This is a genomic window from Duganella sp. Root336D2 (assembly GCF_001425005.1).
GTDB lineage: Bacteria > Pseudomonadota > Gammaproteobacteria > Burkholderiales > Burkholderiaceae_D > Rugamonas.
The window spans coordinates 20,832-45,059 of record NZ_LMDB01000011.1; the positions used below are offsets into that span (position 1 = coordinate 20,832).

The 24,228-nt window shown below is 59.9% G+C and carries 9 protein-coding genes and 1 pseudogene; 9 read left to right on the forward strand and 1 reads right to left on the reverse strand.

Translation table 11 applies throughout. The annotated features are described in order from the left end of the window. Window positions 1-87 precede the first annotated feature (87 nt). The 9 genes from ASD07_RS10025 (at window position 88) to ASD07_RS10060 (ending at window position 23,880) form a co-directional block, all read left to right on the forward strand. A complete protein-coding gene (locus ASD07_RS10025) occupies window positions 88-1,086 on the forward strand; it encodes an alpha/beta fold hydrolase (protein ID WP_057246653.1) in 999 nt (332 codons plus the stop codon). 159 nt (window positions 1,087-1,245) lie between these two features. After that, window positions 1,246-2,106, forward strand: a complete 861-nt coding sequence (locus tag ASD07_RS10030; protein ID WP_162246550.1) for a c-type cytochrome — start codon at window positions 1,246-1,248, stop codon at window positions 2,104-2,106. 32 nt (window positions 2,107-2,138) lie between these two features. After that, window positions 2,139-4,274: a DNRLRE domain-containing protein gene (locus ASD07_RS30750; RefSeq protein WP_156397957.1), complete on the forward strand. Its 2,136-nt coding sequence runs from the start codon at window positions 2,139-2,141 to the stop codon at window positions 4,272-4,274. A 68-nt stretch (window positions 4,275-4,342) separates the two neighbouring features. After that, on the forward strand, window positions 4,343-5,164 hold the full coding sequence (locus tag ASD07_RS10040) for a M48 family metallopeptidase (protein ID WP_055928890.1): 822 nt from the start codon (window positions 4,343-4,345) through the stop codon (window positions 5,162-5,164). Between the two features lie 310 nt (window positions 5,165-5,474). Beyond that, window positions 5,475-7,187, forward strand: a complete 1,713-nt coding sequence (locus ASD07_RS10045; protein WP_082507245.1) for a ShlB/FhaC/HecB family hemolysin secretion/activation protein — start codon at window positions 5,475-5,477, stop codon at window positions 7,185-7,187. Window positions 7,188-7,192: 5 nt separating this feature from the next. Then, complete coding sequence (locus tag ASD07_RS10050; protein ID WP_055928896.1) at window positions 7,193-7,720, forward strand: toxin-activating lysine-acyltransferase; 528 nt, start codon at window positions 7,193-7,195, stop codon at window positions 7,718-7,720. 5 nt (window positions 7,721-7,725) lie between these two features. Beyond that, window positions 7,726-22,608 (forward strand): hemagglutinin repeat-containing protein, encoded by a 14,883-nt coding sequence (locus tag ASD07_RS10055; RefSeq protein WP_055928899.1) that lies wholly within the window; start codon window positions 7,726-7,728, stop codon window positions 22,606-22,608. Window positions 22,609-22,616: 8 nt separating this feature from the next. Continuing rightward, window positions 22,617-23,249 (forward strand): hypothetical protein, encoded by a 633-nt coding sequence (locus ASD07_RS30755; RefSeq protein WP_156397958.1) that lies wholly within the window; start codon window positions 22,617-22,619, stop codon window positions 23,247-23,249. A gap of 328 nt (window positions 23,250-23,577) precedes the next feature. Then, window positions 23,578-23,880 (forward strand): hypothetical protein, encoded by a 303-nt coding sequence (locus ASD07_RS10060; protein ID WP_055928902.1) that lies wholly within the window; start codon window positions 23,578-23,580, stop codon window positions 23,878-23,880. Window positions 23,881-24,009: 129 nt separating this feature from the next. On the opposite strand, the pseudogene ASD07_RS30060 reads toward ASD07_RS10060, so the two are convergent. Continuing rightward, window positions 24,010-24,228, reverse strand: a pseudogene (locus tag ASD07_RS30060) (IS5/IS1182 family transposase); the annotation flags it as partial.

The following is a 24,228-nucleotide window of genomic DNA, read 5'->3' on the forward strand; positions in this document are numbered from 1 at the left end:
AATTCATCCGTTGGTCAGATAGCCGCTTGAAGGTCAAGAATGGGTCCGTTAGCATGCGCTGGTTCGATTCCTTTTCCAGGGAGAGTCATGCGTGCGATTTTTCTTCTGATTGGGCTGCTGTTGGCCAACTGGACTTCTGCAAACGGTATCGCGTTAATGGAAAAGGTCATGCTTGGAGGTGTGCAGCAATCGATCGGAATCCACGGACAGGACGTCAGCAAGCCTATCCTGCTGATCCTGCATGGCGGTCCCGGCTTCTCCGAACTCCTCCTGTTCCGGAGCTATAACCGCGATCTTGAGCGTGACTTTGTCGTTGTGAACTGGGACCAGCGCGGAGCGGGCCTCTCATATGACCCGAAGATGCCTGCTTCAACACTGCGAATCAGCCAGATTGAATCCGATGCGCACGAGCTGGTGACCCAGCTGAAGCAACGCTTTGGCCGCAACAAGATCTACTTGCTTGGCCACTCTTGGGGAACGGTGCTTGGAACTCTCCTGGCGCGCGATTATCCGGAAGACTTTCATGCCTATGTTGGTGTCGGCCAAGTGGCCAATATGGTGGAGAACGAAAAGGTTTCGATGGCCTATGTTCTCGACAAGGCGCGAAAGGACAACAACGCCAAGGCCATTCGTGAACTGGAGCGCATGCAGGTTCACTATCCGTCTGCCGACCGTCAAGGCGTGAATGACCTGAAGGCACAACGCAACTGGTTGCTCCGCTACGGCGGGGTGTTTTATGGCGACATGAATTACAAGAAAATGTTCGGCGGGGTCCACACCGAGGAAGCGGCGCTGTATCGCGATGCCCGGGGCGATAAAGGCGAGGCGCTATCGCTGATGAACCTTTGGCCCGAATTGCTTGCCCTTGATCTGCCGAGCACTGCACGCACGTTCAAGATTCCCGTCTACTTCCTGCTTGGCCGATATGATTACAACGCACCTTGGGAAGTAGCGCAAAAATACTTTGAACAGATCGATGCGCCGCACAAGGCCCTTGTCATGTTTGAGCGCTCGGGTCACTTCATCCCTTTTGAGGAGCCGGGCAAATTCAACCAGTTCATGCATGACCTGGCGGGGCGGGAATAGCTGGTCCAGGGCTTTCATCCATCTCATCGCTGCAACACAAGTGCGTCCTTTTTAGACGGCCCCACATGCAAGGCATTGAACTCATGCTAGTGTTGTAATTGAGATGTCATGTTGTATCGGTACTGTCTCCGGTTTCCTGCTTTTTTTCCATACACGTCTATGATCGAAAAAAATTCGACTGCATCTTTCGCACTCGCGTCCATTGCGATCTCGGCCTCGCTGCTATACGTGGGTGTGGTGAATAACACGTCGGCCCAGGAAGGCATTCGGCCTGCATACACAGCCGATTTCGTTGCGCAGATGCTCGATTATGTCTCCCGCGACTATGCGCTCGCCGTATCGAACGGAAAAGTCATTGATGAAGATGAATACGTGGAACAACTCGTCGTCAGTGGCTCCGCGCTGGAAGTCAGTGACCAGGTAACAGCAATCAAGTCACAGCCTGCCATTCGTGGGGAAATTGCCAGCCTCATTGAGTTGATCAAGGAAAAAGCGTCGCCCGAGGCCATCAAGAAGCAGGCATTGAAAGCGCGTGATGCTATCTATGTGGCAGCCGGCACCGCGATTGCACCGCGCAATTGGCCCAGCCTGGCGCAGGGTAAACAGATCTTCACTGCGAACTGCGCGTCCTGCCATGGCGCAGTGGGCGATGGCCGAGGCAGCGCGGCGCAGACGCTGGCTTCAAAGCCAATGAATTTTCACGACTCTGCGCGCATGGCGCCCATGTCGCCGTTGTCCGTCTTCACCTCCGTCAAACTGGGCGTTCAAAACACCGCAATGCCGAGTTTTTCCTCCTTGGCGGAGGATGAGTTGTGGGCGGTTTCGTTTTATGTGCTTTCGCTCAGGCCACGTATGGAGCTACCCCTCGCTGCCAAGCTTGACCCGACTGCCGCCGATCTTTGGTTGAAGGCAGCCGCTACGCTTCCCGATGAAGAGTTGATGCAAACCCTACCTGGGTCTTCCGCTGAGCGCCTGAAGTCGCTAGCGCTGCTCAGAACCCATTCCGAAGACCGCAAGTGACCCGACACAACCTGAGAATATGGAGGGAACAAATGCTACATCAAAGATTGCATCGCCTTTTGAAGTCCTGCGTCACGCTCCTCGTTCTGCTCTCGTCATCGATTGCATTCGCTGCCACGGTGGTGCGCGGGCCTTATCTTCAAAGCGCAAGCAGCGATAGCATTATTGTGCGCTGGCGGTCCGATGTTGCGACCGATAGCCGTGTCCAGTATGGCACCAGTTCCGGCAACCTGACATCAATCGCATCCAGTGCCACATCGACCACCGAGCACATCGTCAAGCTGACTGGCCTCAGTCCGAACACGAAATACTTCTATAACGTCGGCTCCAGCAGCGCCGTGCAGGCGGGCGACTCCACGTATTACTTCGAAACCTCGCCGACAGCCGGCACCTCGGTGCCCACTCGAATCTGGGTGATCGGCGATGCGGGCACTGGAACCTCCGGGCAGGCAGCCGTCTACAATGCCTACCGCAATTACACCGGCAGCACCTACACGGACTTCTGGATGATGCTAGGCGATAACGCCTACAACAGCGGTACCGATGCCGAATACCAGAGCAATATGTTCAATATGTATCCGGAGATGATGCGCCAGTCGCCGCTATGGGCCACGATCGGCAACCACGACGGCACCAGCGCCGATTCGGCGACGCAGACAGGCCCGTACTACGACATCCACACCTTCCCGAAAAACGCCGAGGCCGGCGGGGTCGCCTCGGGGACCGAGGCCTATTACTCGTTTAACCATGGCAATATCCACGTCATCGTGCTCGACTCTAACGAAACCAGCCGTTCAACCACCGGCGCGATGATGAACTGGATGAAAGCCGACCTGGCGAACGTCACCGCGACCTGGCTGATCGCCATCTGGCACCATCCGCCTTATACCAAGGGTTCGCACAATTCGGATACCGAGACCAACCTGATCGAGATGCGCCAGAACTTCCTGCCTGTTCTGGAAAACTATGGCGTCGATCTGGTCCTCACTGGGCATAGCCATTCGTATGAACGCTCGAAGTTCATCGACGGACATTACGGCCTCTCGAGCACTTACAACAGCTCGTATGAGATCAACGGCGGCAGCGGCCGCGTCGACGGCACCGGCGCCTATTCGAAAACCTCCAGCCTGCCGCATTCCGGCGCGGTCTATTCCGTTGTCGGTGCGTCGGGGCAGGTGAGCGGCGGCACGCTGAATCATCCCGCCATGTTCTTATCGCTGAATGAGTTGGGTTCGATGGTCCTTGATGTTTCCGGCCAAACCATGGACATCAAATATCTGAACAACAACGGCACTGTGCGTGACTATTTCACCATCAGCAAAAGCACCACGCCGCCTGCCATCCCTGCAGCGCCTGCCGGTTTGACGGCAACGGCCGTTTCGTCTTCCGCCATCAATTTGACCTGGACTGACAATTCCAACAACGAAACCGGTTTTGATATCGAGCGTTCGATCGACAATGTCAATTGGGCAGCGCTGGTCTCGGTCGGCAGCAACATCCAGTCCTACGGCAATACAGGGCTAGCCGCCAGTACAGGCTACTACTATCGGGTGCGCGCCAAAAACAGCGCCGGCAACTCGGCCTATTCCAATGTGGCCAACGCGACGACGCTGGCTCCTGGTGGCACTATGGTGACGATAGACCTGCGAGACGGATTGAATGGATATGCCGGCACCCAGGATACCTACGTCGCCAGTGGTGCGAGCGGTTCCAACTTCGGCACTTCCTCTACCGTCCTGGCGGATGGGGCGGATGGATCGAATGGAGAACTGGTTTCTTTGATCCAATGGAGCGTGACCGGCATCCCGAGCACCGCCACCGTCACTTCGGTTCGTGTGAAGTTGCAGGCTTTCAATCCGAGCGCTGGCACATACCGCCTTTATGCTCGAAATGCCGCCTGGGCCGAAAACACGGCCACCTGGGCCAACGTCAATCTCGCCGGCAACCAGGGGACCGAGATCGGCAGCTTTGTACCGAGTATCAACGGGCTTCACACGATTAACCTGAATGCGGCAGGCATCGCCCTCGTGCAGGGCTGGTTGAACGGTACGGTCAGCAATAATGGCCTGACCATCCGCTCCACCAGTGGCGATGGCGTCGACCTCCGCTCTAGCGAATATGGGAAGGTCGCCCAGCGTCCGACTTTGAGCATTACGTATCAAAATTAATCGCTACTGATTAACGCGAGCTTGGCGGGGAGCGGTCCCCGCCATTTTCATGTGTGGAGGATTCCATCATGCGGTTCAATCATGTGTTGTTCGCTCTGTTTTTTTACACTGGACAGGCGCTGGCCCATGGGTCTTTGCACAGCCAGATACAGGACCTCACCAAGACGATGCTGCGGGAGGGGAAAAGCGCGAAGCTGCTCGTTCAACGTGGCCGGCTCCATATGGAGCACGGCAATAACAAGTCCGCAACACAGGATTTCTTACTGGCCCTGAAGCTCGATCCCCGGGATCGATCGGCCAATTATTACTTGGCGGAGCAGGCCTTCAATCAGGAACGATTGCCGGAAGCACGGCGCTACGCGGAAAAATTCCTGTCGATGTTGAAAGGTGAAGCGGGCGCAATAGTGCGTGGCCAAAGTCTTTACGGGGAGATTTTGTTCGCACAGGGCGAATATCGTGCCGCAGCGGCGGCGTTCCGCATCGCCGTGGACCAGGCAGCTGAACCCTCGCCTGAGCACTACCTGCATCTTGCAGACGCGCAGGGCAAAGCGGGCTCCACGGCGGAAGCGCTCGCCAGCCTGGATGAAGGCATGCAAAAACTCGGGATGTTGAATGTACTGGAAAACAAGTCCATTAGCCTGAATGTCGAATCAAAAGCATGGGACGATGCCCTGAAACGCCTCGATGCCATGATATTGCGAGGCCAGGGCCTGCCTGATCTTTATCTTCGCAAGGCAAGAATACTGCTCGCTGCCGAGCGCCAACCCTCGGCGCAAGAGGCGGTTCAAGACGGCTTGGCGTCAATCGACCTGATCCCTGCAGCACGCCGCGAGACCCCGGCGATGAAGCAATTGCACGCCGAGTTGCTTGCGCTGCAATCAGTGCGCTGACACGAACGCCCGCAGGAAACCTGTCTACAAGTTGGTAAGTTGACATTTCAACGAAACTATTTCACACATTGTGAGAGTTTTGGTGAGAATCTTTACAACTGCAGCATGTTATATTTCCAGCTAGTAAGTTGCGTTAATCAAAATCACCTAGTTCATTTTGCAACTGTACTGGCCCGCTGAAGGCTTCGCGGGCACCAAGGCAGTCTGCATCCCAGGCACCGGTCCAAGAGATCCACCTGAGGCACCGCTCGGCGTCGCCGCATTACGCGCGCCTGGAAGTTTCACGTCCGTAAACGTATAAAAGAAACAAATGTTACCTGCAAGAATAAGTATTATCGCGGCGGCTTGTGCCGGCATGGTGTTCAGCCAGTTGGCACAAGCACAGGCGAGTAAAGATATCGACACCGATCAATTGCGCCGTACGCAAGAACGCGAAGCGCAGCAACGCAAGCAGCGCGAGACGGCGCCGGACGTGCACTTGCCGCAGCCGGCCCAGTCGGCTGCGGCCTTGCCGTTGGCGGATGAAAGTCCATGCTTCCCGATCAAACGCGTTGAGCTCGATGGACAGGATGCAAGCCGTTTTGGCTGGCTGCTCGATTACGCCGATGGCCACGCACAATTGCCCCAGCCGGATCCGGTCGCAGGGCGCTGTGTTGGGGCGCAGGGTGTCCAGATTGTTATCGACCGCATGCAAAACGCGTTGATTGCGCGCGGCTTTGTCACGAGCCGGGTGCTGGCAGGCCCGCAAAACCTGCAGGGCGGTTCCCTGGTTTTGACGGTCGTGCCTGGACGGGTAGGCGAAATTCGCTGGGCGCCGGAGACTGGTGCGCGCGGCAGCCGCTGGAATACGGTTCCGAGCTCCAGCGGTGAGTTGCTGAACTTGCGCGATATCGAGCAAGCGCTGGAAAACTTCAAGCGGGTACCGACGGCCGAAGCCGATATCCAGATCGCTCCGGGCAGCGAGCCCGGCACCAGTGACCTGGTGATCGCGCACCAGCAGCAGATGCCGTTCCGCCTGTCCGCCACCGCGGACGACAGCGGTACCCGCAGCACCGGCAAGTATCAGGGCAGCCTCACCTTCAGCTACGATAACTGGTGGACAATCAGCGATCTTTTCTACTTCACCTGGTTGCACGACCTCGGCGGCAGCGATCCCGGCGCTCGCGGTTCGCGCGGTCACATCGTCCACTATTCGGTTCCGTTCGGTTACTGGTTGGCCGGCTTCACGCAAAGCAAGAACCGCTACCACCAGACCGTGGCCGGCGCCACCCAGGACTACCTGTACAGCGGTAACAGCCGCAATACGGAATTCAAGCTTGCGCGCGTGGTGCATCGCGATGCGGTAGGCAAGACCACTCTCAGCCTGAAGGGTTTCCAGCGTACTTCCAACAATTTCATCGACGATGCCGAAGTCGAAGTGCAGCGCCGTGTGGTCTCCGGCATGGAGTGGAGCTTGAATCACCGCCGCAGCTGGGATGGCGGAAGCCTCGATGCCGGCGCCAGTTTCCGCCGTGGCACCGGCGCCTTCGACAGCCTGCCGGCGCCGGAAGAAAATTTCGGCGAAGGTACGTCGCGTATGCGCATGTGGCTGCTGGACGCTACGGTCTCGCAGTCTTTCACTTTGGGTGGGCAGCGCCTGCAGTACACCGGCGAATGGCGCAGCCAGTTCAACCGCACGCCCTTGTCCCCGCAAGACCGCTTCTCGATCGGTGGCCGCTTCACGGTGCGCGGCTTTGACGGCAAGTCGGTTCTGAGCGCGGAGCATGGCTGGTTGCTGCGCAATGAAGTCTCGATGCCGGTTCCCGGCGGGCTTCGTGCATATGGCGGCGTGGACACCGGCCATGTCGGCGGTCCGTCCGCCCAGACCCTGGTCGGTGCCAACCTGACCGGTGCCGTCGTCGGCCTGCGCGGCCAATTGCCTCACCTGCAGTACGAGGTATTCGTGGGTGCGCCATTGAGAAAGCCTGAGCACTTCAAGACTTCCGGCTATGCCGCCGGCTTCAGCCTGGCCATGAGCCTGTAACCATCATGTCGAAATCCCTGATTGTCATTTGTCCCAAAGTCGCGCCGAGCCAGAAGAGCGAGGCCGAACTGTTCGGCGCCATGGTCTGGCTGTGGATGCATTCTTCGACCCATCAGCGGTGCCCGCTGGAAGACTTGCACCGGCTGCTGATGCCTGCGATTGCAAACGGCCAGTTCGTGCTGGCCCTGCAGAACGACGAACGGCAGCAGCCGGTTGGCCTCATGACCTGGGCCAACCTGACGCCGGAAGCGGAGCTGCGCTACCTGCAGTCGCTGGACCGGACCTTGCAGCCGCGCGATTGGGATGAGGGCGATCGGCCCTGGGTACTGGATATCGTGGCGCCCTTTGGCGACACCCCGGCCGTGGTGTCGGCCATCCGCCGTGTCCTGCCGATGAGCAGCTTCCGCTGCCTGTACCACCGGGGCCACGAAACGGGACTCAAGGTCATGCATCTCAAGGGCGCTGGCGCCACCAAAGCAGAACAAGCGCATTACTGGGCCAGCCGCCCGTTGCCGCAGAACTTCAACAAGTAAAAATCATGAACAAGCAAATCTATCGTCTCGTGTTCAACCAAGCCCGCGGCTGCCTGATGGTCGTGGCGGAGACTGCAACCAGTTCCGGCAAGTCGGCCAGCGGCGAGCGGGTCAGCCGGAGCGCGAAGAAGCAGGGCGGCCAGCGGGGCCGCGCGGCGCTTGCCGCTTGCGAAACCATACACCGGGCCATGCTGCTCGGTGCCGCTTCGCTGTGGCTGGCGCCGATGCAGGTGGACGCGCAAACTGTTGCAACGCGCATCGTGGCCGACCCGGCGGCGGCACGCGCCCAGCAAGCGACGGTATTGAATGCTTCCAATGGTGTAACGCAGGTCAACATCCAGACCCCGAGCCAGGCCGGCGTCAGCCGCAATACCTACAGCCAGTTCGACGTCGGCGCGTCCGGCGCCATCCTGAATAACAGCCGCAACAATGTGCAAACGCAGTTGGGCGGCTGGGTGCAGGGCAATCCATGGCTGGCAACGGGTGCGGCACGGGTCATCCTGAACGAAGTCAATTCCAGCAACCCGAGCCATTTGCAGGGCTATGTCGAAGTGGCGGGCCAGCGCGCGGAAGTCGTGGTGGCCAACCCGGCCGGCATCGCGGTCAACGGTGGTGGTTTCATCAACGCCAGCGGCGTGACCCTGACCACCGGTATGGCGGTGATGAACGGGGGCAGCCTGGAGGGCTATCGCGTCCAGGGCGGCAGCGTCAGCATCAATGGCGCCGGGCTCGATACCCGCGGCGCGGATTACACCGCCATCCTGGCCAGGGCGGCGCAGGTCAACGCCGGCATCTGGGCCAGCCGCCTGCAGGTCGTCACCGGTACCAACACGATCCAGGCTGGCAGCCTGGGGGCGGACTCGGCGCCGCAAAGCCAGCGCATTGACGGCGACGCCAGTGTGCCGAACTATGCGCTTGACGTTTCCAGCCTTGGCGGCATGTACGCCGGCAAGATTACCCTGGTTGGCACCGAGGCTGGCCTGGGTGTCCGCAATGACGGCGTGGTGCAGGCAAGCAGTGGCCCGCTGACGCTGACGCAAGACGGCTGGCTCGCCAACAGCGGCACGCTGCAGGCAAGCGGGGGCGATCTCAAAGTCCAGGTCCAAGGCACGATCAACCAGAGCGGCATCGTCTACGGCAGCGCAAATGTGCTGCTGGCTTCGCAAGGCAGCCAGACCCACAGCGGCACTGTGGCGGCCCAGGGCGACGTGCGCCTTGAGGCCGGCGGCGCCGGCGCAGCAATCCAGGCCAACAGCAGCGCCGTCTGGGCTGCGGGGTTGCAAATGGACGGCAGCCTGACCGGCCGGCAGGACCTGGATGTACAAGCGACGTCGCAGGTGCAGACGGCGGGCAGGGCGCTGGCGAGCAGGGACCTGGCCGTGCGCGGCGCCAGCCTGGATCTTGTCCAGTCGGGCGTGCAAGCCAATTCGATCCAGCTGCAAGCCAGCAGCGGCGAACTGAATGCCCGCGGCAGCCAGATCCTGGCCTCGGACACGCTGCAGCTGCAAACCCCGCAGGCACTGACTACCGACGGCGCATTGGTTCAGGCGAATACCGTCTCGACGCAAGCGCACAGCCTGAGCAATGTACGCGGCCAGATTATCCAGACCGGCGGCACCGACCAGGCCATCGCACTGCAAGGCAAGCTGGACAACACGGCAGGCGTGATCCATTCTGCGGCCCATAACCTCGCCATCGGCGCGCAGGACATCGACAACACGGCCGGCCAGCTGCTTCACGCGGGCAATGGCACGTTCAATCTGGGCAGCCAGGGCCAACTGCAGAACAACGCCCAGGGCGCGATCCAGGGCGCGCTTGCCGATGGCGCCCGCATTGTCGGCTCCGGCGCGGTGCAGGTGCAGGCCCAGGCGTTCAGCAATACCGGCAGCATCAACGCAGCGGGAGACCTGGACACCAATGCCGCCACGCTGGACAACCGCGGCGTGATGTATGCGGCAGGCGCTCAAACCCTGTCGCTTACCTACGGCATGGCCAACCGCGGCACGATTGCCGCAGCCAGGGACATGACGCTCAATGCTGCCAGCTTCGCAGGTAGCGGCTCCAACGTGCTGGCGGCCGGCATGGCCGCCGACGGCAGGCTGACCGGCATCGGTGCCTTGACCGCCAATACAACGGGCGCACTGCAAAGCTCCGGCCAGTTGCTGGCCACCGGCAGCATGAACCTCGCTGCTGCCAGCCTGGACCTGACCGGCAGCAGCACCGGCAGTACCGGCGGCAACGTCAATCTTGCAGCGCAGGGTGGCAACATCCTGACCCGCAATGCGGAAGTCAGCACCCCCGGGCAGTTGACCATCACTGCCAAGGCGAATGCAGCGCAAGTGCTGGACAACACCGGCGGCCAGCTCAGCGGCCGACAGCTGCAGGTCCAGGTCGGCCAACTGGATAACACCTTTGGCTCCATCCAGCAGACCGGCACCGGTACGCAGCTCGCCAGTATCCAGAGCACTGGGGCCTTGAACAACACCAGCGGCCGCATCGTGGGCAACGCCCAGGACCTCGGCATCGCTGCCGGCGGCGCGCTGGCCAACGCGGACGGCCTGGTGTCGGCCATCGGCAACCTTGCCATCACCAGCGGCGACCTGCTGAACGCAGGTGCGGGCACCGGCAAGGGCCTGCAGAGCCAGGCGGGCAACATCGTCCTGAACGTGCAGGCACTGGACAATTCCGGCGGCATTTACGCGGCCAGGGACCTGGATACCGCCGCTGCTGCTGTCAACAACAGTGGCGCGCTGTACGCAGGCGGCCAGCAGCGCCTGGCCGTGCGCGATACCTTGGCCACCAGCGGCACGATTGCAGCGGCCAAGGACTTGACGATCAATGCCGCCAGCTTGGCAGGCAGCGGTTCCAGTGTTCTCGCAGCGAGCATGGCCACCGGCGGGCAATTGACGGGTTCCGGCAGTGTCGCCATCACGACCACCGGCGTCCTGCGGAATGCCGGCCAGTTACTGGCCACCGGCAATATCGTCCTCGACGGCTCCGCACTGGACCTGAGCGGCAGCACCACCGGCAGTACCGCGGGGCAGCTTCGATTCACGGCGCAAAGCGGCAATGTGCTGACCCGTGGCGCCCAGGTCAGCACGCCTGGCCAGCTCGTCATCGCTGCGAACCAGAACGGCGCCCAGACCCTGGACAATACAGCTGGCCGCATGAGTGCGGCGAAGCTCGACCTTGATGTGCGCAACATCGATAACTCGCAGGGCTCGATCCAGCAGACCGGCAATACCGACCTGGCCATCGACCTGCACGGTGGCGCCTTCAACAACAGCGCCGGAAGCCTGGTCGCCAATGCTTCAAACCTGAGCCTGGGCACCGGCGCGCTGACCAACACGGCCGGCGAAATCGGCCACTCAGGCACCGGCCAGCTGAGCCTGAATTCCAGTTCCATCGAGAATACACGCGGCCGGATCGTCGGCAACGGTACACTCCTGCTGTCCAGCACGGGCAACCTGGATAACGCCGACGGTTTGATCTCGGCCCGCGGCGACCTGGCGGCCACCAGCAAAGACGTGGCCAATACTGCCAGCGGAACGGCGACCACCGCAACCGGCATCCAGAGCCAGACCGGCAATGTAAACCTGGACGTACAGAAGCTGACCAATAGCGGCAGTATCCGTTCGGCCCAGGACCTGGCCACCCATGCCGCATCGCTCGACAACAGCGGCAGCATGTACGCGGCAGGAGCGCAGACGCTGACCGCCGGCAACGGTATTACCAGCAGCGGCACCATCGCTGCAGGAAAGGGCCTGACGGTCAATGCCGGCAGCCTGGCCGGTGCAGCCGGCAATGTCCTGGCCGCCGGCATGGCGGCCGATGGCCAGCTCACCGGTATCAGCGCATTGTCCGTGACCACCTCCGGCGCTTTGCAGACGGCAGGCCAGGCACTGGCCACCGGCAACGTGGACCTGGCCGGCGCAAGCGTGGACCTGGGTGGCAGCACCACAGGCAGTACCACTGGCGCCGTTCACCTGACCGCGCAAAGCGGCAACGTGGTAACCAGCCACGCCAAGGTCAGCACTCCTGGCCAGCTCACCATCAACGCCAACGGCAATGACAGCCAGCTGCTGGATAACACCGGCGGCCAGCTCAGCAGCCAGCAGTTGCAGGTCAAGGTTGGCGAACTGGATAACTCCCAGGGTTCGATCCAGCAGACCGGCACTGGTGCGCAGGCGGCCAGCATCGTAAGTGCCGGCGCACTGAACAACAGCGGCGGCCGCATCGTCGCGAATGCGCAAGACTTTACCGTCACCAGCGCTGCCCTGGCCAACAACAATGGCCTGATCGGCCATGCCGGTACGGAATCACTGTCGATCACGTCCGCCAGCGTGGACAACAACCACGGTCAGGTCACCGGCAATGGCGCTGTGACAGTCGCCAGCTCCGGGAATGTCGACAATAGCGCTGGCCTGATCGCCGCGCAGAACGACCTCGCCCTGGCCGGTGCCGACTTGACCAACACCAGCGGCAGCAACGCCGGCATCCAGAGCCAGGCAGGCAGCGTCAGCCTGGATGTGCGGAACTTCACCAACAGCGGCAGCGTGAGTGCAGGGCAGAACCTGGACACCCACGCCGCTTCGTTGAACAATAGCGGAACGATGTACGCGGCCGGCTGGCAGGCCGTTGCTGTCGTCAACGGCATGAGCACCAGCGGCGCCATCGCCGCGGCCAGGGACCTGACCGTGAATGCCGGAAGCTTGTCCGGCTCCGGCAGCAACGTGCTGGCTGCCGGCATGGCGGCCGATGGCCAGCTTACCGGCAATGCCGCACTGGCAGTGACCACGACCGACGGACTGCAAACCGCGGGCCAGGCGCTGGCTGCAGGCAATGTCCATCTGCGCGGTGGCAACCTGAACCTGAACGGCAGCACCACCGGCAGCACCAAAGGCGACGTCAACCTGACTGCAACCAGCGGCAATGTGTCGACGCGCAGCGCCAAGGTAAGCGCTCCCGGCCAGCTCAATATTACGGCCAACGCCAATGGCAGCCAGCTGCTGGACAACACCGCCGGCCAGCTCAGTGGCCAGCAACTGCAGGTCAAGGTAGGCCAACTGGACAACAGCCAGGGCGCTATCCAGCAGACCGGAATCGGCCTGCAGGCTGCCAGTATCCAAAGTACTGGTGCACTGAACAATAGCAGCGGCCAGATCATCGCGAATGCGCAGGACTTCTCCGTCAACAGTGGTGTACTCACCAATACCAGCGGTTTGATCGGCCACGCGGGCACTGGCTCGCTGGGCATCAGCGCCGCAGGCGTCGGTAACAGCAGCGGCCAGATCACCGGCAATGGCGCGGTCACGCTCACCAGCACCGGCAATATCGATAACAGCGCCGGCCTGATTGCCGCGCAAAACGACCTGGTCCTGGGCGGTGCCGATGTCATCAGTTCCGGCGGCGCCAACGCCGGCATCCAGAGCCAGTCGGGCAATGTCAGCCTGGACGTACAGAACTTCACCAATAGCGGCAATGTACGCGCCGCGCAGGACCTGAGCACCCATGCCGCTTCGTTGAATAATAGCGGCACGATGTATGCGGCCGGCTGGCAAACCGTGGCGGTGGGTAACGCCCTCAACAGCAGCGGCACGATTGCAGCCGGCAAGGACCTGACAGTCAACGCGGGCAGCCTGGCAGGTAGCGGCACCAGTGTGCTGGCTGCGGGCATGGCGGGCGACGGCAAGCTTGCCGCCACCGGCGCCCTGAACATCATCACTTCCAGCGCATTGAAAGCTGGTGGCCAGGTGCTGGCTGCCGGCAGCCTGAACTTGTCCGGCTCCAGCCTGGACCTGAGCGGAAGTACCACGGGCAGCACCAACGGCAATGTCAGCCTTTCCGCGCAAAGTGGCAACATATTGACGCGCCAGGCGCAAGTCAGCACGCCTGGCCAGCTCACCATCAAGGCCTGGAACAATGGCGGACAGCTGCTGGATAACTCCAACGGCCTTTTGAGCGCACGGCAGCTCGAGGTCCAAGTCGGCCGCATGGATAACACCCAGGGCATGATCCAGCAGAGCGGGACGGGTGCGCAGGGTGCGAGTATCCAAAGCCTCGGTGCAATCAGCAACAACGCCGGTCGCATCGTGGCCAATGCCCAGGACTTCACCCTCAGCGCGGGCGGCGCGCTGAGCAACGTTGACGGCCAGATTGGCCATGCGGGCACCGGTTCGCTGAATGTTTCCGCCAATGGCCTGGACAACACGCGCGGCCAGGTGGTGGGCAATGGCACGACCAGCGTGGCGAGCTCCGGGCTTGTCAATAACAGCAATGGCCTGGTGTCGGCGCAGCAGGACCTGGTGATCGGCGCGGCAGGTGTCGACAACGACCAAGGCAAGCTGGTGGCGATGCAAGGCAACTTGACGCTCAACAGCACCCAGGGCAGCATCAACAATGCGGCAGGCCTGATCCAGGCGGCGCAGGACCTGGGACTGAGCGCTAACGGCGCCGGCAACAGCCTGCAAAATGCCCAGGGCAAAATGATCGCCGGACGCGACGCCAAGCTGTCAACCGGCAGCGTGGGCAATGATACCGGTTTGATCGCGTCGGGCCGCGACCTGCAGGTGGATACCCACGGCCAAACCCTGAGCAACCTCGACGGCGCCGCCAATCCTGGCAATGCGCTCGGCCTGGTAGCCGGTGGGCAGATGACGGTCAATAGTGGCGCGCTGGATAACCGCGCCGGCCTGATCAGTGCACAGACTGGTCTTGATATCGCCAGCAGCGGGGCCGTCAACAATGCCCCACGCAACGGCTATGGGGGGCAGATTTACAGCGGCGCCAACCTGAAAGTTCTGGCCAGCGGGCTGGACAATACCGCCGGCCAGGTGCTGGCGGTGCAAGGCGCAAACATTGACCTGGGCGGAGGTACGCTAGGCAACAGCGCCGGCCTGCTGCGCGTTGGCCAGGCTCTCACGCTGAAGACTGGCGCCATCGACAATACGTCGACCAAAGGCGCCAACGCCGGTATCGAGGCGGGCACGATCGACATCGTCACTGCCAACCTGAACAACACGCAAGGCGCGGTAAGGGCCGGGCAGGACCTGACCATCCGCGACGATGGCCAGTTGAACAATAACCAGGGTGAACTCAGCGCAGGACGCGCGCTGCAGGTCACCACCAACCTGGCAGCATCGCCGAGCCTGGCGCTCAGCAACGCGGGCGGCCAGATCGTCGCTGACCAAAGCGTGAGCGTGCGCACCGGCACGCTGGCCGGTGCGGGCAGTGTCGTCTCCCGAGGTGACGTCAGCCTTGACCTGCAGGGCGACCACACCCTGTCGGGCACGCTGCAGGCGGGCGGCAACCTTCAACTGAAGGCGACCGGTTCGCTGACCAATCCGGTTTCGGTACAAGCCGGCCGCAGCCTGAGCGTCAATGCTGCCAACCTGGACAACCAGGCTGGCGCAGAGCTGCTGAGCGGCGAAACCACCACGCTGGCTATCGGCGGCACGCTGACCAACCGCGGCCTTATTGATGGCGCCGACACGCACATCCAGGCCTCCCAGGTCAACAACTTCGGCACCGGCCGCATCTACGGCGACCGCATTGCCATCGGCGCCTCGGTCGTCAACAACATGGAAGAGACTGTTGGTGGCGCCACTTCGGCGGCCACGATCGCCGGACGCCAGCGTGTGGACATCGGCGCGCAATACCTCACCAACCGCGAAGGATCGCTGATCTTCAGCGCAGGCGACATGTCCATTGGCGGCGCAGTGGATACCAACTGGCAGGCAGCCGGCATGGCGCAAACGGTGAACAACAACAGCGCCACCATCGAAGCGTCGCAAAACCTGGCGATCTCCGCCTCCGACATCCGCAACACCAACGAGCACTTTGCTACCACGGTGCAGCAGGTAAGCCAGACCCGAATCACCGAGTACCAGGTCGTCGGCCAGACGCAGCGCTACCTGCCAGGCGCGCCGGGTGTGAGCGTCTATCGCGACGAAGTCTGGATCTTGCGTACCCCGGACGGCACGTATGACAATTGGAACAGCTACGAGTACACCCGCACCGTCAATGAGACCGTTGTCACGCAAAGCGATCCCGGCAAGATCATCGCCGGCGGCGGCATTCGCCTGACCGCCAACAGCTTATTGAACGACAAGAGCCAGATCGTGGCTGGCGGCAGCATCAATGTGCAGGGCACAACGGCATCCAACACCAAGGTCGATGGCACCCGTACCAGCACCGATGCCGGCACCGTGACCGAGAACTGGCGTGATAAACACAAGGGCACGGACGACCCGGGCAAAACAGTCACCGCCTACAATCCGGGCAGTGTCGTCACCACATTTGACATGCAGGCTACCCGCTATGAGCAATTTGCGGGCAGCGCCTCGACTGGTTCGGGCCCTGGCGCCAGCAGCCTGTCGACAGTGCAGGCCAATGCCGGTGCCGGTGGCAGCGTCAATGCTTCGAACAAGACCGCCAGCCTGAGCAGTGTTTCGGGCACGCAGGCTGGCAGCGCTTCCGGCGCAAGCACGGCTTCGCAAACCGGCAGCCATGTGCAAAGCAATAATGCGAGCGCGGGGCAGGCGCAGGGAGGAACTGTTGCAGGCAACACCGGCAAGCAGATCTCGGGAAATGCGGCAATCAGCGAGCAGGCCCATGGCGACGCAATCGGCGATAACGTTGGCCGCCAGGTTGGCGGCAGCGCCGAAAGCAGCGACCAGGCGACTGGCCGGGCTACTACGCAGCAGACGGACGGACAAGTCCAATCCCTGAGCGGCGCAATTGCCAAGTCCGGCAAGACGCCTGACACGGCCGGTACGGCCACCGGGTCGGCGCAGATTTCGATCCGTACCATGCGGCCGAACTTCCGCCTGCCTACTGCCAGCCTGTTCAAGACTCATCCGGAAAGCCAGGCCAGGTACCTGATTGAAACGGATCCGAAGTTCACCAACTACAAGTCCTGGCTCTCCAGCGATTACATGCTGGATGCGTTGCAGGTCGATCCGGCCACCACCCAGAAGCGCATGGGCGACGGCTTCTATGAGCAGAAGCTGATTCGCGAACAGGTACTGGCCCTGACCGGCAATCGCTTCCTCGGCGACTACACCAACGACGACGAGGAATACAAGTCGCTGATGGACAACGGCCTGACATATGCCAGGCAGTGGGGCCTGCGTCCGGGCGTGGCCTTGAGCCCGGAACAGGTGTCCCAACTGACATCGGACATCGTGTGGCTGGTAACGCAGGACGTCCAAATGCCGGACGGCAGCACGCAAAGCGTACTGGTGCCGCAGGTGTATGTGCGGGTGCAGCCAGGTGACCTGGATGGCAGTGGTGCGCTGCTGGCAGGCAGGGAAGTCAACATCAACCTGACCGGTGACTTCACCAACAGCGGCACGGTTGCCGGCCGTAACCTGGTGAACATCAGCGCCGACAATATCCGCAATCTGGGCGGCACCATGAGTGGCGGCACCCTGGCGCTGCAAGCGACCAGGGATATCGACAACGTCGGCGGCATGCTGAAGGCGCAGAACGCTGCGCTGCTGTCGGCTGGACGTGACCTGAACCTGACCAGCACCACCCAGAGCTCGAGTAATACCGTTGGCGCGAACAGTTTCGCGCAGACCGGTATCAACCGTGTGGCGGGACTTTACGTATCGGCTCCTGCAGGCGTTTTGCTGGCCAGTGCCGGCAATAATATCAACCTGACTGCGGCCCAGGTCAGCAACGCTGGCACGGGCCTGACGCAACTGAACGCAGGCAACAACCTGAACCTGTCGGCGGTGAACACCTCGATCAGCCAGCGCGTGGTCTGGAATGCCGATAACCGCCAGAGCCAGAGCGCCAGCATGGACGTGGGCTCGCAGGTCAACGGTGCCGGCAACCTGGTGCTGAATGCGGGACAGGATATCAACGCCAAGGCAGCAGTGGTGAATGCAGGGCAGACCTTGAATCTTGCCGCCGGCCGCGATGTGAACATCACTGCCGGCCAGGCAACGCAAAGCCTGGACGAAGCGCACAAGCACACCAGCAAAGGCTTCCTGTCGAAGAAGACGACCACGACCCATGACCAGCTTGAAACCGCGACCGCGATCGGATCGAGCCTGGATGGCAGCAATGTCAACGTTGTGGCCGGCCGCGACCTGACCGTCAAGGGCTCCAGCATCATCGCCGACCAGAATCTCGCGATCGATGCGGCGCGCAACCTGAGCGTTCTCAGTGTTGAAGACACGGCGAAGTCGGCCCACAGCATGGAGGTCAAGAAGTCGGGCCTGACCGGTGGCTATTCGTCCGGCAACCTGAGTGTAGGCTACGGCAAGTCAAGCTCCTCTACCAAGACCGGCAACGAGTCGGTGACGCAGCACGAATCGAGCATTGGCGCCCTGAATGGAAGCGCCAAGCTGAAATCGGGTGAAACGCTGCAAGTGGTCGCTTCCGACATCGCAGCCAAGGAAAACCTGACCCTGATCGGCAAGAACGTCGACCTGTCCGCCGCGCAGAACACCTCGGAAGACCACCTGAGCGCATCGAGCAAGTCGTCCGGCTTCTCGGTTGGCGTGACGGTGAATCCGCTGGCTGCCGCCAAGGACGCCTACAAGGAAAGCACGAAGAACTCGAAGTCTTCCGGCACGATTGGCAAGATCACCAGCAAGGCCGACGGCGTGGCCGATGGCCTGTGGGCAGCCACCACGGCGGTGACGGTGCAATTTGGCTCAAAGAGCTCGACCAGCAACCAGAACCAGGCAACCAGCGAAGCGCGTACCACCAGCCTCAATGCCGGCAAGGACCTGACAATCCTGGCGACCGACGGCTCGATCAATAGCCAAGGCACCCAGATGAGTGCCGAGGGCAATGCCATGATCGTGGCGAAGGACAGCATCAAGCTCGATGTTGCCCACAACACGGAAAGCAAGTCGCAGGACTCGAAATCTTCCGGATTCAGCTTCGACAACCGTACCGCGATGATGGCCGGCACCTTCAACAACAAGGGCAAAGGCGATGGCGCTACCGATACCGTCACCGGCAGCAAGCTGTCGGTCGGCGGCACGACCACCATGGCAACGCAGACCGGCGACATCGCGCTGATCGGCGCCAGCGTGGTCTCGGACGGCAAGCTGGAAATCAGCGCCGCGCGCGACCTGACCATCAGCAGCGCGCAGGATACGGTCCACAATGCCAACCAGAGCGACAACAAGGCGATCGGCAAGGTCGTCATCTCTGACACGGAACGCTTCTCGGGCTACCACAACGAAAAGCACAAGGACAACTCTGACCAGGTGAAGCAGGTCGCTTCCAGCGTCGGCAGCCTGAATGGCGACGTGGTTCTCACTGCGGGCAATAAGTACACCCAGACCTCCAGCAATGTGCTGGCGGCGAACAATGTCGATATCACCGCCAAGTCGATCGACATCACGGCGTTGCAGGATACCGGCAGCAGCCAGTCTTCCAACAGTGACCTGAAGGTCGGCGCCTTCGCGCGTATCAGCTCCCCGCTGATCGACCTGGTCAACAACGTCGAAGCCGCCCGCAAGTCCGATGGCCGCGTGCAAACGATGCAGGGCATGGCCGCAGCGGCACAGGGCTACCAGGCCACCAAAGCGATAACCAGCGGCGGGACCTTGATCAAAGGCGAGGTTGGTGTTGGTTTCGCAAGCAGCAGCAATTCAAGCAACGACAACAGCAGCATCGCGGTGGGCAGCACCGTCAACGGTGGCGGCAACGTCAACCTGACGGCAACCGGCGGCGATATCCACGCCACCGGCGCCACGCTGTCAGCCGGTAAGGCACTGAGCCTCGACGCCGCGCAGAACATCGTGCTGGATGCCAGCCAGAGCACAGTCCACAGCGACGGCAAGAACAACAGCGCCGGGGTGGAAGTAGGCGTGGGCTTCCAGGCGGGGGCAAGCGGTACGGGTGTCTATGCCTACGCTTCTGCCAACGTGGGCAAGGGCCACCACAACAGCGATGCGACGATCAACAACAATACCCAGCTTAAAGCCGACACGTTCAACATCGCCAGCAAGGGCGACACCACTCTGAAGGGTGCGACAGCAACCGCCAACACCATCAACGCGGACGTTGGCGGCAAGCTGGCGATTGAAAGCCTGCAGGACGTCAGCAAGCAGGAAAGCAGCCAGACCAATGCCGGTGCACGCGTGCAGGTATCGTTCGGCACTGCATGGGAAGCCTCCGGCAACCTGTCCCAGTCGAAGAGCAACGGCAGCTCCGCAGCGGTCGGCCAGCAATCCGGCCTGTTCGCAGGCGACGGCGGCTATCACGTCAAGGCAGATACCGTGGACCTGAAGGGTGGAGCGATTGCCAGCACCAACAAGGTCGACTCCGAGCTGACGGCGAACAAGCTGACCACGGCCAACATCGAAAACAAGATGAGCTATTCGGCCAGCAACGTCAGCATGGCCGGCAGCGTTGGCGGCGGAAGCGGCGAAGGCGACAAGAACGCCGACGGCACCGCCAAGCCAAAAGACCAGCAGCAGCTATTCGGCGACCGCAAGAGCGGCAACGTGACGCCTGGCGTGCCAGTGATGGAGAAGGGCAGCGACAGCTCCACCACTTACGCCACGGTCACCGACGGGAAAATCACCATTGGCGGCGTGACCACCAATTCCGTTAAGGAGCTGGGGATCAACAGCGACGCGAGCAAGGCCAGCACCGCGCTCGACAAACTGCCAGATTTGCAGAAGGTATTGAAAGACCAGCAGGCCATGTCGGCTGCAGCCGGTACCGTACTCGCGACTTCGAAGCAAATCATCGGCGAGATCGCGACGAGCGCAAGCAATGCGGCGCTCCGTGACCAGGCAGCCGCGGCAAAAGTGCTGAACGATCCAAACAGTACGGCTGAGCAGAAGGCAGCTGCGAAATCGGCGTTCGCCGATGCGGAGAAGACTCAGACTGATTGGGGGAAAGGCGGTATCTACAGCCGCGCATTGAATGCTGGTGTTGACGTCTTGGTTGGCAGCTTGGCTGGACAGGGCAGCGGTCAGATTGCTGCAAACGCGATGGGGCCAACGGTCGCCAAAACTGTCGGAGATATTGGCAGCTCACTTCAGGCTGAAGCCTATCGTGAAGCACGTGAGTTCGAGAAGCAGTCGAAGCAGGCGGCACTGAACAACGACCAAAAACTGGCAACTGAACTCGCGGGGAAAGCTGCTGAAAGCGATGCTACTGCAGAAAAATGGGGCGACAACGGCATTTATCGAGTCGGTTTGCACTCGGCTACACAGGGAATGCTCGGCGGCTTGGCGAATGGTCAAGGCGGTGCAATGATTGGCGCAGCAGGTGTCGTCGGCGGCAACCTTGGTCAGCGGCTTGGCCAAAGCCTGGGCACGGCGGAAGCTGACAAGCTTGGATTGGAAGGGGATGCTAGAAAAGCATTCATCAATTCCTACCAGAACACCGGTGCCGTTATTGGCGGCATGCTTGCCGGTGCCACCGCTGCGGGCGTAACGGGCCATGTGGCTAACGGTGAAGCGTTGCTGGCTGCGGCTAATGGAGGTGGGGCGGCCGGCACGGTTGACGCCTACAACCGGCAATTGCATCCCAACGAGGTCGCGTTCCTGCAGGATAAGGCAAGGGTGAAACGCTATGCCGACTATATCAAGCAAAAAACTGGAACGACACTCACTGAAGAACAAGCTCAGCTTGCGCTTTCCCGCTACGGTGCAGCGATGGAAGATGAGAAGTGGGCCCAAGTCAACGGCAGGGACGGGAATACAGAAGCGTTTATTAAGCAAGAGGCAAGCGCAGCGAAATTGAGCTACACCGATAGCGTTGGAAATAAGCACGTCGGCTTCCAAGCGACAGCTGCCGAATACAAAGACGAAACAATCAACTTGCGAGCGTTGTTCGATGCCTATAGTCCAGGTAATTCGATTGCCGCGTATCTTGGCGCCAACCTGAATAGCAAGGGCCAAACCAACGCGGCCCAACGTTTCCGTCAGGGGCAACAGTTGGGATATCAGGATGCGGGGAAGGAAGCTAATCTGGCAAATGATGCATGGACTGTTGCAAAGGGCGTTTTGGGTTTGCCAGTTTATGCCTACCAATCGTTGACTAGCGACGAGGTCGGGCCTCTCGATTCAGAGCGTATGACGGCGTATCATCAAGCACTGCTCAAAACTCAGGGGCGATATGAAGAGGCAGGCTATCTTTACGAAAAGGATTGGGCTACAGCACAACGGTTGATGGTTGTCGGCCTACCGCTCACTGAGCTTGGTGGTCAGGCAATTTGGAAACTGGGATCAGCCACCAAAACTTTGATCGTGGAGCGTGGTGCCGCTAAGGAGGCAGCGCTGGCGACTGAGAAAGCGCGGGTGGAGAACAATCGCCGGCGCGATGATGACCAGCAGTACGTTAACAACACCGCTCCAAAGGATGTACCTGAGGTAGTAACGCGGAATGATCATGACTTCACTGCTACAGTAAATAACAAAGGAAATCCGAAAGCACATGTCGATGCTGATGGCAATTTGATCAGCGCTAATCCGAGCGGAACGGGATCGGTTGCAGACCACGTACGGGGTTCGAAGCCGCAGAACACTCCATATATTTCAACGACTGACCCAACGTTAACGGATGCGCCGAAGGACTTTGGCAAACAGCAAATTGAGATTAGCGCTCGTGATTTGCAACGAGATATCAACTCGGGAGATGTTCAAGGTGGGAAAGTTGTGCCACCACAAAAGGTGCTGGCCGAATTGCAAGAAAAAGTAGATCAAGCAAAGGCACGATATGACGCTAATCCAACTGAGAACAATGAAAAACGTTTAAGAAATGCCACGCGTGATCTGGGTAATGCAACGCGTGACGGCGAGTGTTTGATCTCCCCTTGTGTTCCAGCGCCTTACATTAAATGGCCAAATGGTGTTGCTCCGAAACCTAGTGTGGCAACTCCGCCGCCAGCCAAGCATTGAGGAAAACGATGAATCAAGAGCTTAATGATCTACTGTATACATTGCCCTCAGGGACGGAGAGTTATGCAAGCGACTTGACCGATTTGGATGCGCAAGATGTTCCGCAAGATCGCATTCCTAAACTAAATGCTCTTGTGCAAGGGCAAGACGAGTATCTTGCGGTGACAGCGGCACGTATATTGTGCAGTTGGGGCCGGGAAGAAGGTTTTGATTATCTGGAGAAATTTGTTTGTGATCGTCCACCTCAAAATGAGAATTGGATGCCACATCGGCTAAAAAATTATGATGAAACCTACAGATTTATCCTGGATGCAATAGTAGGCTTTTGGGCAATGCAGTCTGATGCAGAAAGGGGAGACGCGGCTCGACAGCGAATTTTCAAACCAATTACCAAAATTATTGAAATTGCCAATGTATTGCCATTTGACATCTCTCATTTCTTCTGGCTAATCGAACGCAAAGGGTTTACTGAATACATACCTGCGTTAAAAGAACATCTCACAGCGATTCTTTTAACTCCGAATTTACATCACTGGAAAATTGCAGATTGCGCACATCTGCTTATGAGATTCGATCCGGACTTTGTGCAAAAAGCGTTGGCTAAGCATGGAAAAACACTGTCAGATTATCCAGATAAGTGATGGAATAATGGTTCTCGAACGTGTAACTTGATGGGCTGCTGCCCCCCAAAAAATGTCGTTCATTTCGCTCCGTACGGGGACAGTGCACTCAAATATATCGCCATAGTAGGCCTTGAAGGGCTTTGATACTCGACTCATTTGAAGTCGCTCAGGTATACGTCGATAACCCGGTACCTCGGCAATTGGCTATGCTGCTAAATGAAATCACTGGTGTACTGGTCTACAGTCGCCAACGCCAGAGTGCCTGCAAGAATGTGGGCTTCTAGCTAAAGTGTGACGACGCCTTCACGTAAAGGGATAGGACTGGGGCCGTAAAGGTTAAGAAGCCATGATTACTGAAGATGGTGAAATTAGTAAGAGTATTTTCGAAATAATTTACCTGGCGATAGAGGAGGAGTACGAGCTATTTGAGTTTTCTGCCTTTATTCGTGATGGCTATTTAGAGACGAAATTATGGATAACCTCGGGCGGCATCTGCACGGCCATTGTCAAGAATAATATAAACTATGCGATATTGTGTGATCTGATCGAGGATTTAAAAGCAAGAGGAATGTTGCGCGGGGATGATTGGAGATCGTTCACGATGACTTACGTGTATGGCGGTCAAGTAAAAGTCAAGTTTGAGTACTGATGAATTGACGCGCATTTGCAGGAGGCCAGTGCCGATGGCCCTAAGACATAATATGAAAACAAGAATGTCAGTAGTTTGGAACTCGGTGTTAGAGAGGCCCCAATTAGTCCGGTCTGAATAAATCGTTATTCAGCAATGCCTGGGCTGGAGTCGGCGCCAAGTCCCCGCCACCGGAATCGGCGGCGGCATTGCCTGGGCTGCGATCAAGGCCAAAAGAAGCCGCAGCTTCCGCAGGATCATGCGCGGGTTGTGTCCGCAGCCGCACAGCAGCGCATGGTACGCATCGCCATCTGTGCCTTTCAGCCAGTTCCGTCGCAAACGGCCATCATTTTTCATGTGCCCGATTGC